The organism is Stenotrophomonas sp. STEN020 (genome assembly GCF_056760195.1).
Genome location: NZ_JBRREI010000003.1, coordinates 25,518 through 41,010, shown reverse-complemented (window position 1 = coordinate 41,010; position 15,493 = coordinate 25,518). Strand labels below are relative to the sequence as shown.

Sequence of the window (15,493 nt, the reverse complement as noted above, 5' to 3'; positions counted from 1 at the left end):
CGGCATGAACCTTGGATTGCGTGGTAGCCACCGCGACAGCATACGATTACGCCATGGAAACCCGAGACACCTCTTTTCTGCGCACGCTGTGCAGCCTGCGCTGGCTGGCCACCGCCGGCCAGGCCGCAACCATCCTTGTCGCCACCTGGCTGTTGGGGCTGGAACTACCGCAGGAGCCGCTGTGGGCCGGCGTCGCCGTGCTGGCCTTGTTCAACCTGTACGTGCAGCTGCGCGTGCATGACACCGACCCAGCGCCCGTCACCGCCTTCGGCCACATCCTGGTCGATGTCACGGTACTGACCTGGATGGTGGGCTGGAGTGGCGGCATCGCCAATCCGTTCGGCTCGCTGTTCCTGATCCTGATCGCACTGGCCGCATTGGCACTGCCGCTGCGCTGGACCCATGCGGTAGCTGCGGCCTGCGTCGGCGGCTATGCGCTGAGCGCCGTGTTCGGGCTGCCACTGAAGGGCGGCTACTTCGACACGATGAGCCTGCACCTATGGGGCGCAGCTGCCAACTTCCTGCTGTCCAGCGTGGTGGTCCTGGTGTTCTCCACGCGTCTGGCGGCGGCGCTTCGTGAGCGTGAGAATCAGCTGGCGATGCTGCGCGAGCGCTTCGTCCGCAACGAAGGCATTGTTGCCTTGGCCACGCATGCCGCCTCTGTCGCCCATGAACTGAACACGCCGCTGGCGACCATGACCCTGCTCACCGACGACATCGTCGAGCAAGGCGCCGCAACCCCGGAAATGCGTGACGATCTGGAAACCCTGCGTGAGTTGCTGGTGCAGTGCAGGGAGAAGGTGCTGGCCCTGGCAGCACCAGCCGAGGGCGCAGGCAGCCGCGCGCCGGTATCCATAGCCAGCGTGCTCGAACAATGGCGACTGGTACGCCCGACCATCCAGTTACGCCGCAATCCGGACGCACCGCTGCATCTGAAGCTGGACCCCGGCATTGGTCATCTGCTGCAGGTGCTGTTGAACAATGCCGCCGATGCCGGCGAACACGCAGGGCGCCCGCAGATCGACCTGGACATCCGCATCCACGAAGGCCAGCTTTACGGCGAGGTCCGCGACTACGGCCCGGGATTCAACGCCAACGACGCGGCCCTGCCCGGCACCTTGTTCAACAGCGGCAAAAGTAACGGCATGGGTGTCGGTCTGGCGCTGTCGCATGCCACCATTGAGCGTCTGCACGGCGAATTGTGGATGCGCCCGGCCGAAGGCCAGGGTGCACGCGTCGGCTTTCGTCTGCCGTTGAACAACATCGAGGTAAGTCCATGAATGCTGCTGCCACCCACGGCCTGCTGGTCGATGACGACCCGCTCTACCTGCGCACCCTGCAGCGCACCCTGGCCCGCCGCGGCATCGAAGCAATCACTGCCACCGACATCTCCAGCGCCATGCAGCTGGCCACGCAGACACCGCCAGCGTTCGCGCTGATCGACCTCAAGCTGGGCAGCGAATCCGGCTTGAATCTGATCCAGCCGCTGCGCGAGCTGCGCCCGGACATGCGCATCCTGCTGGTCACCGGCTATGCCTCCATCGCTACCGCAGTGGAAGCGATCAAGTTGGGCGCGGATGACTATCTGCCAAAGCCAGCAACCGTGCAGATGATCCTGCGCGCCTTGGGCGAAGATGACGAAGCCGGAGAAGAGCCAGAAGATGTCGAGCCCCCGGATGCGATGACGCCGATCAGCCGCCTGCAATGGGAGCACATCCAGCAGGCACTGCATGAGACGGGCGGTAATGTCTCCGCCGCCGCGCGCTTGCTCGGCATGCATCGGCGCTCGCTGCAGCGCAAGCTGACCAAGCGGCCCAGCCCGGAGCGGGACCCGAACAGGTAACACCGCTTGAAGCCCCTCTCCCGCCTGCGGGAGAGGGGTTGGGGTGAGGGCAGCTTCTGACGTTCGCTCGAACAACAAAAAACCACCCCTCCCCAACCCTCCCCTTGCCTTCGGCAAAGGGAGGGAACAAAAAAAGCCGCGCATCTCTGCGCGGCTTTTTCTTCAAACAACAACCCACTGTCAGCGCAGGCGCGCCAACAACTCCCGGGTCATCGGGTCGGCAATCTCCACTGCCTCGCCCTGCACCGCCGGCAACAACTGGCTGGCCAGCTGCTTGCCCAGTTCAACACCGAACTGATCGAAGGCATTGATGTCCCAGATCAAGGACTGCACGTACACCGCGTGTTCGTACATGGCGATCAGGGCACCCAGCGACTGCGGAGTCAGCGCATCCAGCAGGATCATCGTGCTCGGGCGGCCGCCCGGATACTGGCGATGCGGATCTTCGCTGTCCTGACCGTTGGCCAAGGCTTCGGTCTGCGCCAGCAGGTTGGCCAGCAAGGCCTGATGATTGATCTCGTAGGGATCATCATTGCGCACGCAGCCGATGAAATCGGCCGGCACGATGCTGGTGCCCTGGTGCAGGGCCTGGAAGAAGCTGTGCTGCACGTCGGTGCCCGCACCGCCCCACCACACCGACACCGTGTCACCGTCGACCGGGCTGCCGTCGCGCTTGACCCGCTTGCCCAGGCTCTCCATCACCAGCTGCTGCAGATAGGCCGGTAACAGCGCCATGCGCTGGTCGTAGGTCATCACTGCATGGGTGGCGTAGCCCAGCACGTTGCGATTCCAGATATCGGTCAGTGCGTGCAGCACCGGGAGATTGCTTGCCAGCGGTGCACTGGCCGCATGCGCGTCCATCTGCGCAGCGCCTTCCAGCAGCTGCCCGAAGCGTTCGAAACCAATCGCCAAGGCAATCGGGAAGCCCACCGCCGACCACAGCGAGTAACGACCGCCTACCCAGTCCCACATCGGCAGCACGCGCTCGGCGGCGATGTCGAAGGCCTTGGCGGCACGCTCGGGGTTGGCACTGACGGCGTATAGACGTTCGCTGCCACCCAGCCAATCACAGAGGATGCGGCCGTTGAGCAGGGTTTCCTGGGTTCCGAAGGTCTTGGAAATCAGGATGCCGGCGGTGGTCGCCGGGTCCAGCGTCGCCAAGGTGCGCTGCATTGCCGCGCCGTCGACGTTGGAAACGAAATGCACGCGGAAACGCGCGCTGGATGCCGGACGCAAAGCATCGGCAACCAGACGCGGGCCCAGGTCCGAACCACCGATACCGACACTGACGATGTCGGTGACGTTGCTGGCTTCCAGCGCCTTGATCAAGGCGCCCATCTGCGCCTGCACCGCCACCGCTTCAGCGCGCGCAGCCATTGCAACCGGCGCATCGCTGGCATCGCCGCGCAACGCGCTGTGCAGCACCGCGCGATCTTCGGTGTGGTTGATTTTCTGGCCAGCGAACAGGCGCTGGAAACCGCCGGCTACATCGCGCGCGGCGGCCAGTTCCAGCAAGGCATCCAAGGCCGCGCGGTCGTATTTCTGCCGCGCGAAGTTCACATACAACGGACCGACTTTCAGCGCCAGGCGCTGCACCCGGTCAGGCTCAGCGGCCATCAGCGAGGGAATGCCGGTGCCCTGCAGACGCTGGGCGTGGGCGTGCAAAACGTCGAATCCGTTGTTTGTGATCATGCGGCCTGTGTGGGGATGCTGTCGTTGGTGTGGGAAATGCGGTTGTCGCCGTCAACGTAGACAAGCTTGGGCTTGAACGTGCTGGCTTCTTCTTCGCTCATGCCGGCGAAGGCAGCGATGATGATGATGTCGCCCACCTGCACGTGGCGCGCAGCGCCGCCGTTGAGCGAGATCACGCCACTGCCGGCTTCTGCGCGCAGTGCATAGGTGGTGAACCGGGCACCGTTGGTCACGTCCCAGATGTGCACCTGTTCGAATTCGCGGATGCCGGTCGCCTGCAACAGGTTGTCGTCAATCGCGATGGAGCCTTCGTAGTTCAGCTCCGAATGGGTGACGGTAGCGCGGTGAATCTTGGTCTTGAGCAGGGAGAGTTGCATGACAATGCCGAAACTGCGTGAGAAAGGGCGCAGTCTAGCACCGGCGCGCGCCCCTGCCCGCACCGCAACATGACCTTTCCAGCGACGCCCGCGCGGATATAGCAATGGCGCCACGAGGGCGCCATTGGTTGTCATGCGGGAACCTGCTGACGGACAAACAAAGTCCGCCAGTTGCCCTATTCAGAACTCGCGAGCTCAGAACTCAATGTTGTCGATCAGGCGGGTATTACCCAGCTTGGCCGCCACCAGCGCCACGCGGGCACCTTCATGGCTGGCGCCCGGCTCGCTCAGGTCGGGCATGCGCACCACCGCGTAATCCACCAGATAGCCGGCAGCTTCCAGCTGTGCCGCAGCCTCCTGCTCCACCGCCACACGCTCGGCGCCGCCCAGGTAGGCATCACGCGCGGCCAGCAGCACCCTGCGGATCACCGTGGCCTGCGGCCGCACATCGGCGGTCAGGTACTGGTTGCGCGAGCTCATCGCCAGACCATCGGTCTCGCGCACGATCTCGCCACCAAGGATCTGGATCGGGAACGCCAGGTCGGCCACCATCTGCTGGATCACTGCCAGCTGCTGGTAGTCCTTGCGCCCAAACGCGGCCACGTCCGGCTGTACCTGGTTGAACAGACGGCTGACCACCGTGCAGACACCGTCGAAGTGCCCCGGGCGGTGCGCGCCCTCCAGCAGCGAACTGACACCGGGCACATGCACGCTGGCGGCCAATTCGACGCCAAACGGGTACATCGATTCCACCGTTGGCAGCCACAACACGTCACAGCCAGCCTTCTCCAGGCCACTGGTGTCTGCCTCGGGCGTGCGCGGGTAACGGGTGAAATCCTCGTTCGGGCCGAACTGGGTCGGGTTGACGAAGACGCTGGAGACCACCCGGTCAGCGTGCTCACGCGCCAGCTTCACCAGCGAGTAGTGGCCAGCGTGCAGATTGCCCATGGTAGGTACCAGCGCAACGCGCAGGCCCTCGCGCTTCCAGCCGCTGACAATGGCGCGCAGCCGGGAAAGTTCGGTAACGGTTTCGATCATGATGCGTAAGCGTGTTCTGCGTCGGGGAAGATGCCAGCGCGCACGGCGTCGGCATAGGCACGGACCGCACCGGCCACCGAGCCGCCTTCGGCAAGGAAATCCTTGACGAACTTGGGACGCCGGTGACCGCTGTCCAGACCGAGGAAGTCATGCAGCACCAGCACCTGTCCGTCGCAATCGGGACCGGCGCCAATACCAATGGTGGGAATCGTGATTTCGGCAGTGACGCGGCCGGCAATCGGGGTCGGTACGCACTCCAGCACCAGCAGGCTGGCGCCGGCCTCGGCCACGGCCTTGGAGTCATCCAGCAACTGCTTGGCAGCATCGCCACGGCCCTGCACGCGGTAACCGCCCAGGCGCAATACCGACTGCGGGGTCAGGCCCAGATGCGAGCAGACCGGGATTTCGCGCTCGACCAGATGACGGATGATGTCCAGCTTGAAGCCGGCACCTTCGATCTTGACCATCTCCGCGCCGGCCTGCAGCAGCTTGAGCGAGGCATCCAGCGCACGTTCGGCGGTGGCATCGGCGCCAAACGGCAGATCAGAGATCAACAGCGCGCGTTCCAGCACGCTCGCAACTGCGCGGGTGTGATAGACCACGTCGTCAACGCTGACCGGCAGCGTCGAATCGTGCCCTTGCACTACCATGCCCAGCGAATCACCGACCAGGATCAGGTCCACGCCATTGGCGTCGAAGGCACGGGCGAAGCCGGCGTCGTAAGCGGTCAACATGACCAGCTTCTGGCCATTGCGCTTGGCCTCGGCCAGTGCGGGTACGGTCCAGGGCTTGCTATCTGCGTGTGTGCTCATGTGGTCATAACGGTGGCTTATGAGCCAACCATTATCCCCCTATCGGGTCGATACCGCAGGTATTGATGCCTACCAATACGTCCCGCACTGTTCCATGGCCCGGAATCAGCGCGTCTGGCGCCACATCTGCCAGCGGCAGCAGGGCGAAACCGCGCTGGTGCAGGAAGGGATGTGGCACCTGCAACTGCGGCAGGTCGATCACCTGCTCGGCATATAGGAGCAGGTCCAGGTCCAACAGCCGCGGCCCCCAATGCTGGCCCGGCTCGCGCACCCGCCCGAACTGCTGCTCGATCGCCAGCAACTGCTCCAGCAGCTGCGGCGCCGCCAGATCAGTCTGCAGCGCAACGGCTGCATTGATGAAATCCGGCTGTGCCTCGTTGCCCCAGGCCGGCGTGCGATACAGGCGCGAGCTGGCCAGCAGCTGCACACCCGGCAGCTGCGCCAGCACATCGATTGCCGAACGCAAGGTGGCCGGCGCGTCCCCAAGGTTCGCGCCCAGGCCGATACACGCTACAACCATCGCTGCTTACTCGCCCGCAGTCGCGCTGCCACCGCCAGGACGGCGACGGCGACGGCGACGACGCGGTGCCGCGCCCTCCTCCGTCTCGCCATCGGTATGCACCGAATCCAGCCCAGCGCCCAGCTCGTGCCCGGCCTCGGCCTGGGCCTCGCGCCAGAACGCGATGTCTTCCTGATGCTCGCTGGAAGCAGCCTGACGCAAGGCCAGGAAATCGAACGCAGCGCGGAAACGCGGGTGGCTCAGGGTGCGTAGCACACGCTTGCGCTGACGGGTACTGAAACGCGACTGCAGCAGCCAGATTTCCTGCATCGGCAGCGAGAAGCGGCGCGGCAGGGCAATCGTGCTCAGCTGATGCAGGGTAACCCGGTCGGCGGCACGGCGCTGCGCCTCTTCCGGCGCCAGGCCCTGCTTCTGCAGGCCGATCAGCGCGCGACAGAAGGCCGGCCACAGCAGCAGTGCGAACAGGAAGGCCGGCGACACCGGCTCCTCGTTGGCGACACGCTCGTCGGTATTGCGCAGGCCTTCGATCAGAATGCGACGCAGCGCGCCGGTGCGGTTGCTCTTCAACGCAGCGGCGCTTTCCGGGAACAGCACCGCCAGCAGGCCGTAACGCTCCAGCCCTTCGAAGCTGGCCACGCCATGCCCGGACAGGAACAGCTTGAGCACTTCTTCGAACAGACGGGCCGGCGCGGCCTCGCTCAGCAAGGAAGCAAGACGAGGGATCGGCTCAGCGGTAGCCGCTTCGATCTCGAAGTTGAGCTTGGCCGCCAGGCGCACCGCGCGCAGCATGCGCACGGGATCTTCGCGGTAGCGCTGCTCCGGATCGCCGATCAGCTTCATCCGGCGTGCCAGTACGTCTTCAAAGCCGCCGGTGTAGTCGCGCACCGAGAAATCCTCGATGGCGTAATACAGCGCATTGCAGGTGAAGTCGCGGCGGACCGCGTCATCTTCAATGGTGCCGTAGACGTTGTCGCGCACCAGCATGCCGTTCTCGACCTCGCGGTCGCCGCTGCCGTCATCGCTGTTGGCACGGAACGTGGCTACTTCGATGATCTCGCGGCCGAACACCACGTGCGCAAGGCGGAAGCGGCGGCCGATCAGGCGGCAATTGCGGAACAGCTGCTTGACCTGCTCCGGGGTGGCATCGGTGGCCACGTCGAAATCCTTGGGGCGTCCACCTACTAGAAGGTCGCGCACAGCGCCACCAACAAGATAGGCGCCGAAGCCGGATTCGCGCAGACGGTAGAGCACCCGCAGCGCATTGGGGCTGATGTCCCGGCGCGAGATGGTGTGCTGGTCGCGCGGGATCACGCGGACGGTGAACGGCGTTGTAACTATGGAATTGATGTTGGCGCTTCCAGTTGGGTTTACGGGATTGCCGAGCGGCAACCAGATGCATATACTAGCGCGCTCGCCAGACGCGAACAAAACGCTCCCTTCGTCTAGAGGTTAGGACGTGGCCCTCTCAAGGCTAAAACAGGGGTTCGAGTCCCCTAGGGAGCACCAACTCCGTCTGCGATAGCAAAAGCCCCGCCCTGCGGGGTTTTTTGCTTTGTACACCTGCCAGAGCTCTGGCTCCAGCATGCCTCTTTGCGCCCGCAGCCCTGGCCAATGAGAATGCCCCCGCCCACCCCCTGCATCCTGATCTAGAATTGCAGGGTTCAAAGCCGGACCCCGTCATGCCTTTTGTCGTTACCGAAAACTGCATCAAGTGCAAACACACCGATTGCGTCGAAGTCTGCCCCGTGGATTGCTTCCACGAAGGCCCCAACTTCCTTGTGATCGACCCTGACGAATGCATTGATTGCACGCTGTGCGAGCCCGAATGCCCGGTCAACGCCATCTTCCCCGAGGATGATGTGCCCGCCGGCCAGGAAGGTTTTGTTGCGCTCAACGCCGAGCTGGCCAAGGCCTGGCCAGTGCTGACCATCCGTAAAGATCCGCCGGCCGATGCGGCCGAGTGGGACGGCAAACCAGACAAGCTGAAGCTGCTGGAACGCTGAGCCGCCGCATAGCCAGCTCAACAGCCAGCCAATGAAAAGGGCGCCCGCTTACGCAGGCGCCCTTTTTTATTTGCCAAACCGCCGCGATCAACCGGCCAGCTTGGCCTTCAGCGCAGCAATCAACTTGGTCGCAGCGGCATCGGTGGCCGGCATGCCGCGCGGATCCACCGCCGACACATAGGCGCCAGCGTCGGTTGCGACCACGCGCACCAGGAAGTTGCTGCCCTCAAAGGCGACATCGTAGGAGCCCAGCAACTGCGCGCGGCTGGCGATGGTCAGGCCTTCTACACCCGCAAGCGCTTCACCGACCTTGCCAAATACGTCATCACGGCTGCCGCTGACGGTGAAACCGCTCTGCGACGAGGCCACGGTAGCGGCCGAGGCAGCCGCCGGCTTGGCCGCCGAAGCCAATGCCGGGATCGGCGCCGAGCCGGCGGTGTTGGGCAGATTCAGATCCGGCGGCACTTCCAGCGGGCGAGCTTCCGGGGCCAACGCGTAATCGCCGCGCGCACCGCGCTTGAAGAAGCAGCCAGAGGTGGCCACGGCGGTGACCACGCCCAGCAGCACCAGCGAGAACACGCGAACGGTAGAGGTTTGACGCATGGGTGAATCTCCAGAGTTCAAAGGCCGCCGGATCAGCGGCTGGATAGTTCTTCCAACGCACCCACGTCAGCGGCCAGATGATCGGCATGTGCGTGGTATTGCGCGGAAAGCGGGAGCAGCGGCAAGCGCAGCCCATCACCGATGCCGATGCGCTGCAGCAGCGCCTTGACCGGAATGGGATTGGACTCGACACCGCAGAAATCGTGGTACGGCTGCAGACGGGCATCCCAGGCCTCGGCCGCCTCGTGCTGACCGGCGCGGGCCAGGTCACACAAGGTGCGGTAGGCGCCAGGCAGCACGTTGGAGCCGACCGAAATCAGGCCATCGGCACCAGACAACATGGAACGGGCGGCCGAGCCGTCGTCACCACTGAGGATGGCGAAGCTGTCGCTGCGCAGCTCCAGCAGGGCTTTCAGACGGGTGGTATCGCCCACCGCTTCCTTGATGCCGATGATGTTCGGGTGCGTAGCCAGTTCGGCCACGGTCTCCGGCAGCAGGTCGCAGCCGGTGCGCCCGGGCACGTTGTACAGCAGCACCGGCAGGCCGCCCTGCTCGGCCACGGCCAGGTAATGCTGGCGCAGGCCTTCCTGGGTGGGTCGCACATACGGCGGAGTGACCACCAGCGCATGGGTGGCGCCATTGGCAGCCGCGCGTTTGGTCAGGGCGACGGTGCGGGCGGTGCCGGACAGGCCGGTACCGGCCAGCACCGGCACCTTGCCGGCAAAGGCGGCAACGGCGCTGCGCAGCAGGCCATCGTATTCATCGTCGGACAGGGTGGAGGCTTCGCCGGTGGAGCCAGCTACCACCACACCCTGGACGCCGCCCTTGAGCTGCTGCGCCAACAGGCGCTGCCAGCCGTCGGGATCGAGTGCGCCGTCTGCCTTGAAAGGCGTCGCCAGCGCGGTGATGAGACCAGATATGGACAAAGGGTCAGTCGCTCTTCGTGGGGGTAAAGAAGCCCGCCGAGCGGCGGGTTCGTGACCGAAGGCATGTTACTTGCCGGTCGAAAGCACGGGCAAGTATGCTGGACACCAGCGAACAACCCCCAAACGGTGTTGTTCAGACTCATCTAGCACCCGGAACCACCTTGACCGACACCACGCCGCGGCCGCTGCCGACCGAAAACCACCTCCTGATCAACGCCTATACGACGCATCCGGAGTCCCCCCTGCTGTCCGTTACCCGTCGAATTGCCGACAGCGGCTGCAACCTGGTCGATGCCCGCCTGTCCACGGTAGGCCGCGATGTCTCGGTGACCACCCTGGCCACCGGCTCCTGGGATGCCGTCGCCAAGCTCGAAGCCATGCTGACCCGGCTCGAGCGCGAAGAGAACCTGAAGCTGGTGTGGTACCGCACCGCCGCCAAGCAGGCGCAGTCCAACTTGCTGCCGTACATCGTGGAAGTGGTTGCCGCCGACAAGCCGGGCATCCTGTTCCAGCTGGCCGACTTCTTCGACCGCCAGGGGATCACCATCGAGAACCTGCAGAGCACCCGTTACCAGGCCATGCAGACCGGTGCAGAAATGTTCTCTGCGCAGATCACCATTGGCGTACCCTCCAACATGCACATCGCCGCCTTGCGCGACGATTTCCTCGAGTTCTGCGACCACCTCAACCTGGACGCGATCATGGACCCGATGAAGTTCTGAAATTCGCGCGCCCGTCACAGGCGCGCGGCGTTTCATGTAATTGCAATCGAACTACCCCAGGCTCCGGAAAGGATCTGATGAACATCGGCGATACCCTGGACCGAAACACCCTAGCCCTGCCACTGGCCCTGTCCGGCGGCACCACTACCAGCCTCGGCGAACTCGCCGGCCAATGGTTGGTGTTGTACTTCTACCCGAAGGACAGCACCCCCGGCTGCACCACCGAAGGCCTGGATTTCAATGCGCTGCTGCCCAAGTTCAAGCGTGCAGGCGCGCAGGTGTTCGGCATCTCCCGCGACTCTGTGAAGTCGCACGACAACTTCTGCGCCAAGCAGGGTTTCAAGTTCCCACTGATCAGCGACGCCGATGAAGCGCTATGCAGCGCCTTCGACGTGATCAAGATGAAGAACATGTACGGCAAGCAGGTGCGTGGCATCGAACGCAGCACCTTCCTGATCTCTCCTGACAGCCAGCTCGTGCAGGAATGGCGCAAGGTCAAAGTCGCCGGCCATGCCGATGCCGTGCTTGAAGCACTGAAGGCCGCTCAAACCAAGTGACCCACATCCCGTTCCAACCCACGTCATCGCCCTGCTCTGCAGGTGCGATGGCGTGACCCTGTCCCGCCACCAGGAATCGACGATGACCCGAGGCAAGCGCATCTACGTACTGGATACCAACGTGCTGATGCACGATCCGACCGCGCTGTTCAAATTCGAGGAACATGATGTCTACCTGCCGATGCAGGTGATCGAGGAGCTGGACAACGGCAAGAAGGGCACCACCGAAGCGAGCCGCAACGCCCGCCAGGTAAGCCGCTTCCTCAACGAGCTGATCGAACAAGCCGGTATCGGCAGCGTGCAGAACGGCGTGCCACTGGCGCGACCCAAGGGCCTGCAGCTGCGTGGCGCGCAGAGCGCCGGCAACCTGTACTTCCAGACCAGCCACTTCGAGGCCGGTAAAAGCTTTGGCAAGGTGATCCCGGACAACGCCATCCTCGGCGCGATCCTGGCATTGAAGGAAGAACACCCGGAAACCCCGGTGGTGTTCATCTCCAAGGACATCAACCTGCGAATCAAGGCCGCCATCGCCGGCATCGATTCGGAAGACTACGAGAACGACCGCGCGCTGGACGATTTCAGCCTGCTCTACACCGGCGCCACCGTGCTGCCGGAGGATTTCTGGAAGAAGCACAGCGAAAGCCTGCGCAGCTGGAGCGACAAGGGCCGCACCAGCTACGAGATCCAGGCCGCCGACGACGAAGACTGGCATCCCAACCAGTACGCCTACCTGGCCGGCGACGACGAAGTGGAGCTCAAGGTCAGCAAGGTCGAGGGCGACGGCCGCATCACCTTGTCGGTGGTCAACGACTTCCGCCATGGCTCTCATTCGGTCTGGGGCATCACCGCGCGCAACCGCGAGCAGAACTTCGCGCTCAATGCGCTGATGGACCCGGAGATCGACTTCGTCACCCTGCTCGGCACCGCCGGCACCGGCAAGACCCTGCTGGCACTGGCTGCCGGCCTGGCGCAGACCATGGACACGCAGCGTTACCGCGAGATCATCATGACCCGCGCCACGGTCAGCGTCGGCGAGGACATCGGCTTCCTGCCCGGCACCGAAGAAGAAAAGATGACGCCGTGGATGGGCGCGCTCACCGACAACCTGGAAGTGCTGACCCACAACCAGGACGGCGGCGCCTGGGGCCGCGCAGCCACCAATGACCTGCTGGCCAGCCGCATCAAGATCCGCTCGATGAACTTCATGCGCGGCCGCACCTTCCTGTCGCGCTACCTGATCCTGGACGAGGCGCAGAACCTCACCCCGAAGCAGATGAAGACCTTGATCACCCGCGCCGGCCCCGGCACCAAGATCGTCTGCCTGGGCAACGTCGAGCAGATCGACACGCCCTACCTCACCGAAACCACCTCCGGCCTCACCTACGCGGTGGACCGTTTCAAGAATTGGCCGCACAGTGCACACATCACACTGCGCCGGGGCGAACGCTCGCGTCTGGCCGATTACGCTTCGGAGGTTCTGTGAAACATCTGCACACGCTGTCCCTGCTGGCTGCAGCAACACTCACCCTGGCAGCCTGCACGCCGTCGAACACGCGCCCCGGCAGCGTGCCGACGGCGGTCAAGACGGGACAGTCCTGGGTCGTTACCCGCCCCGTGGTCGCCGCGCAGGTGCTGGACACCTGCTCGCGCGACAGCCCCGCCAAGCATGCCGGTGAAGTCACCGGCTACTGGGCACCCAGCCGCGCCGATATCGACGCACTGGAAAGCCAACTGGCACAGCTGCAACCCACCATTGCCGAGCCGGCCTTGTCCGGCCGGCAGTACGTGGGCTTCGAGTCCAGCGGCAAGCGCCTGATCTACATCAACGCCTTCACCCTGCCCGACCACAGCGACACCAATCCGGCCCGCGAAGCCATCCGTGTCTGCGATGGTGGCGCGCAGTTCTGGGGTGCTGTGTACGACCCGCAGGCCGGCACGTTCTCCAGCATCGAGCGCAACGGCGCGCTGTCCAAGCCCTGATCCGGCGTCGGCATGAAGGTCCGCCTGCCCACCTGGATCTGGATAGGTGCCATTGCACTGTCCTGCGTGGCCGGCATGGTCAATTCGGTCGGGTTTCTGGGGTTTGAGCATCAAGCGGTCAGTCATGTCACCGGCAGCACCAGCCAGCTCGGCATTGCCCTTGCGCATGCCGACTGGCGCTCCGTCGGCCATCTGTGGGGATTGCTGATCGCCTTTGCGCTGGGTGCGATGCTCAGCGGCCTGATCATCCAGGACAGCACCCTGCAACTTGGCCGACGCTACGGCATCGCACTGGCGCTGGAATCGGCCTTGCTGCTGTTGGCCATCCCACTGTTCAAGCAACAGCAGGTCTGGGGCGCACTGGCTGCCGCGATGGCCTGTGGGCTGCAGAACGCGCTGGCCACCACCTTCAGCGGCGCGGTAGTGCGCACCACACACCTCAGCGGCATGTTCACCGATCTCGGCATCGGTCTGGGCCATCTGCTGCGCGGCCTGCCGGTACCGATGCACCGGCTGACCTTGAGCGGCTTGATCATTGGCGGCTTTTTGGCTGGCGGCATAGTGGGTGCATGGCTGTTCGCGCGCTGGCAATACGACGCACTGCTTGTCCCGGCTGTACTGACCGGACTCAGCGGCCTGGGCTATGTGCTGTACCGGCAATGGACCATGCGCCGGCAAGCCTGAGGCAGGCCAGCGGCAAACCCTGCACAATCGGCGCATGAGTCCTTCAACGCCCGTTTCCGCCCTCACCATCGCCGGCTCCGATTCCGGCGGCGGTGCCGGCATCCAAGCTGACCTCAAAGCCTTTGCCGCACATCGCGTGCATGGCCTGTCGGCAATCGCCGCCCTCACCGCACAGCACACCCGCGGCGTTACCGCCGTGCACGTGCCACCGCTGCCGTTCCTGCAGGCGCAGCTGGATGCCTGCTTTGACGATTTCGACATCCATGCGGTCAAGCTGGGCATGCTAGCCAACGCCGACGTGATCCACCTGGTTGCCGATGTACTGGAGCAGCGATGCCCCACCCATATCGTGCTCGATCCGGTAATGGTCGCCACCAGCGGCGCCAAACTGCTTGAAGACAGCGCCCTGCGCGCAATGCGCGAGCGCCTGCTGCCACTGGCCACCCTACTGACACCCAACACACCCGAAGCAGAACTCCTGCTCGGTCGCAGCATCGGCAATGGCGACGAGGCCGAAGATGCAGCTGCCGCATTGATCGAGATGGGTGCTGGCGCAGTGCTGCTCAAAGGCGGCCATCTACTGGAAGGCAACCGCGTCGTTGATCGTTACTTCGACGGTGTCAGCCGCGAGGAATTCAGCCACGTCCGCCTGCCGGTGGATGCGCATGGCACCGGTTGCACGCTGGCTTCGGCGATTGCTGCGCAGCTGTGCTGCGGACTGTCGCTGGCCAATGCCTGCGAAGCGGCGATCGACTATGTCGCACGCGGCCTGCAGGGCGGCTATCACCCGGGCCGCAGCAAAGTGATGGTGCTGGATCATTTTGGCGCGGCACCTTCGGCATGAGTACGAACTCCCCGCCTTTCAAAACAACGGCGGTTCCAGTCAACTGCACCGATGGCCACAGCTTCGAACTGCTGACCTGCCTGCCCGCTCAGCCCCGCGCCTGCCTGTTGTGGCTGCCGGCGCTGGGCGTGGCTGCGCGCCATTACCAACTTTTCGCCGAGGCCCTCGCCGTCCACGGCATTGCGGTCTTCCTGCACGAATGGCGCGGCAACGGCAGCAGCACTCTGCGCCCGGACCGCAGCCACGACTGGGGATACAAGGAACTGCTGCAGATCGACCTGCCAGCAGCCGAAGCGGCCGTGCATGAAGTGCTACCCGGATTGCCGTTCCGGCTTGGCGGCCACAGCCTTGGCGGTCAGCTCAGCTGTTGCTATGCCGGCCTGCGCGATGCCGAGCTCGATGCATTATGGCTGGTCGCCAGCGGCACGCCATGGTGGCGCAGCTTTCCGCCACCGCGCGGCTGGCTGTTGCCGCTGGCCTATCGTTTCCTGCCATGGCTTGCACAACGCAATGGCACCCTGCCCGGCCGACGCGTCGGTTTCGGCGGCACCGAAGCGCGCGGACTGATACACGACTGGGCGCGCGTGGGCCTGAGCAATCATTACGCCGCACAGGGAATGCCTATCGACCTTGAAGCTGGCATGCGCCGTATCAGCGCACCGACACGCGCCGTGGTATTGGACAGCGATTGGCTGGCGCCGGCCAGCTCGATGCAGCAGCTGCTGGCCAAGCTTCCAGCGTCGGCACGCAGCCTGAAAGTATTGTCATCACGCGAACTGGGCGCACGTGCCGACCACTTTCATTGGATGAAATCACCACAGAACGTGGCTTCGGCACTGATTCATCCCGAAGATTAAGAAATTTTCACAAAAGCGTTGACGCAAACGTCTCA

At 64.3% G+C, this 15,493-nt stretch carries 18 protein-coding genes and 1 tRNA gene; 11 read left to right on the top strand and 8 right to left on the bottom strand.

Going from position 1 to position 15,493, the window contains the following annotated elements; all coding sequences use genetic code 11:
- Nucleotides 1–53: 53 nt before the first annotated feature.
- A complete protein-coding gene (locus ACVOLZ_RS02225; RefSeq protein WP_481514884.1) occupies nt 54–1,280 on the top strand; it encodes an ATP-binding protein in 1,227 nt (408 codons plus the stop codon).
- Nucleotides 1,277–1,843 (top strand): response regulator transcription factor, encoded by a 567-nt coding sequence (locus ACVOLZ_RS02220; RefSeq protein WP_481514883.1) that lies wholly within the window; start codon nt 1,277–1,279, stop codon nt 1,841–1,843. The genes ACVOLZ_RS02225 and ACVOLZ_RS02220 overlap by 4 nt, the downstream gene beginning before the upstream one ends.
- 180 nt (nt 1,844–2,023) lie before the next feature.
- Here the strand turns inward: ACVOLZ_RS02220 and pgi are convergent, their stop codons facing one another.
- The 6 genes from pgi to pcnB form a co-directional block, all read right to left on the bottom strand.
- Nucleotides 2,024–3,535, bottom strand: a complete 1,512-nt coding sequence (pgi, locus tag ACVOLZ_RS02215) for a glucose-6-phosphate isomerase (protein WP_481514882.1) — start codon at nt 3,533–3,535, stop codon at nt 2,024–2,026.
- A complete protein-coding gene (gene panD / locus ACVOLZ_RS02210; RefSeq protein WP_282268181.1) occupies nt 3,532–3,912 on the bottom strand; it encodes an aspartate 1-decarboxylase in 381 nt (126 codons plus the stop codon). The genes pgi and panD overlap by 4 nt, the downstream gene beginning before the upstream one ends.
- 195 nt (nt 3,913–4,107) lie before the next feature.
- Nucleotides 4,108–4,950 (bottom strand): pantoate--beta-alanine ligase, encoded by an 843-nt coding sequence (gene panC, locus ACVOLZ_RS02205; protein ID WP_481514881.1) that lies wholly within the window; start codon nt 4,948–4,950, stop codon nt 4,108–4,110.
- Nucleotides 4,947–5,762, bottom strand: a complete 816-nt coding sequence (gene panB / locus ACVOLZ_RS02200) for a 3-methyl-2-oxobutanoate hydroxymethyltransferase (protein WP_481514880.1) — start codon at nt 5,760–5,762, stop codon at nt 4,947–4,949. The genes panC and panB overlap by 4 nt, the downstream gene beginning before the upstream one ends.
- Nucleotides 5,763–5,793: 31 nt before the next feature.
- Nucleotides 5,794–6,282, bottom strand: a complete 489-nt coding sequence (gene folK, locus ACVOLZ_RS02195) for a 2-amino-4-hydroxy-6-hydroxymethyldihydropteridine diphosphokinase (RefSeq protein WP_481514879.1) — start codon at nt 6,280–6,282, stop codon at nt 5,794–5,796.
- Nucleotides 6,283–6,288: 6 nt separating this feature from the next.
- On the bottom strand, nt 6,289–7,671 hold the full coding sequence (gene pcnB / locus ACVOLZ_RS02190) for a polynucleotide adenylyltransferase PcnB (protein ID WP_481514878.1): 1,383 nt from the start codon (nt 7,669–7,671) through the stop codon (nt 6,289–6,291).
- A 42-nt stretch (nt 7,672–7,713) separates the two neighbouring features.
- Between pcnB and ACVOLZ_RS02185 the strand changes: the two genes are divergently transcribed.
- Nucleotides 7,714–7,788: transfer RNA gene (locus ACVOLZ_RS02185), tRNA-Glu, on the top strand.
- 173 nt (nt 7,789–7,961) lie between these two features.
- Nucleotides 7,962–8,285 (top strand): ferredoxin FdxA, encoded by a 324-nt coding sequence (fdxA, locus tag ACVOLZ_RS02180; RefSeq protein ID WP_481509654.1) that lies wholly within the window; start codon nt 7,962–7,964, stop codon nt 8,283–8,285.
- Nucleotides 8,286–8,372: 87 nt separating this feature from the next.
- On the opposite strand, the gene ACVOLZ_RS02175 is transcribed toward fdxA, so the two are convergent.
- Together ACVOLZ_RS02175 and dapA are read right to left on the bottom strand one after the other, a co-directional pair.
- A complete protein-coding gene (locus tag ACVOLZ_RS02175) occupies nt 8,373–8,888 on the bottom strand; it encodes a hypothetical protein (protein ID WP_481514877.1) in 516 nt (171 codons plus the stop codon).
- Nucleotides 8,889–8,920: 32 nt separating this feature from the next.
- Nucleotides 8,921–9,814, bottom strand: coding sequence for a 4-hydroxy-tetrahydrodipicolinate synthase (gene dapA, locus ACVOLZ_RS02170; protein ID WP_481514876.1), 894 nt, complete (start codon nt 9,812–9,814; stop codon nt 8,921–8,923).
- Nucleotides 9,815–9,909: 95 nt separating this feature from the next.
- Between dapA and ACVOLZ_RS02165 the strand changes: the two genes are divergently transcribed.
- From ACVOLZ_RS02165 to ACVOLZ_RS02135, 7 genes are all read left to right on the top strand, one after another.
- Nucleotides 9,910–10,536 (top strand): glycine cleavage system transcriptional repressor, encoded by a 627-nt coding sequence (locus ACVOLZ_RS02165; RefSeq protein WP_481514875.1) that lies wholly within the window; start codon nt 9,910–9,912, stop codon nt 10,534–10,536.
- Between the two features lie 77 nt (nt 10,537–10,613).
- The gene (locus ACVOLZ_RS02160) at nt 10,614–11,093 is read left to right on the top strand and encodes a peroxiredoxin (RefSeq protein WP_481509108.1); all 480 of its coding nucleotides are present in this window, start codon (nt 10,614–10,616) and stop codon (nt 11,091–11,093) included.
- 82 nt (nt 11,094–11,175) lie between these two features.
- Complete coding sequence (locus tag ACVOLZ_RS02155) at nt 11,176–12,576, top strand: PhoH family protein (RefSeq protein WP_282267591.1); 1,401 nt, start codon at nt 11,176–11,178, stop codon at nt 12,574–12,576.
- 5 nt (nt 12,577–12,581) lie between these two features.
- A complete protein-coding gene (locus ACVOLZ_RS02150) occupies nt 12,582–13,073 on the top strand; it encodes a hypothetical protein (protein WP_481514922.1) in 492 nt (163 codons plus the stop codon).
- Between the two features lie 12 nt (nt 13,074–13,085).
- A complete protein-coding gene (locus ACVOLZ_RS02145) occupies nt 13,086–13,757 on the top strand; it encodes a YoaK family protein (protein ID WP_481514874.1) in 672 nt (223 codons plus the stop codon).
- Nucleotides 13,758–13,791: 34 nt separating this feature from the next.
- Entirely contained in the window at nt 13,792–14,601 is an 810-nt protein-coding gene (thiD, locus tag ACVOLZ_RS02140) for a bifunctional hydroxymethylpyrimidine kinase/phosphomethylpyrimidine kinase (protein WP_481514873.1), read from the top strand.
- Nucleotides 14,598–15,458, top strand: a complete 861-nt coding sequence (locus ACVOLZ_RS02135; RefSeq protein ID WP_481514872.1) for an alpha/beta hydrolase family protein — start codon at nt 14,598–14,600, stop codon at nt 15,456–15,458. The genes thiD and ACVOLZ_RS02135 overlap by 4 nt, the downstream gene beginning before the upstream one ends.
- The last annotated feature ends 35 nt before the right edge of the window (nt 15,459–15,493 follow it).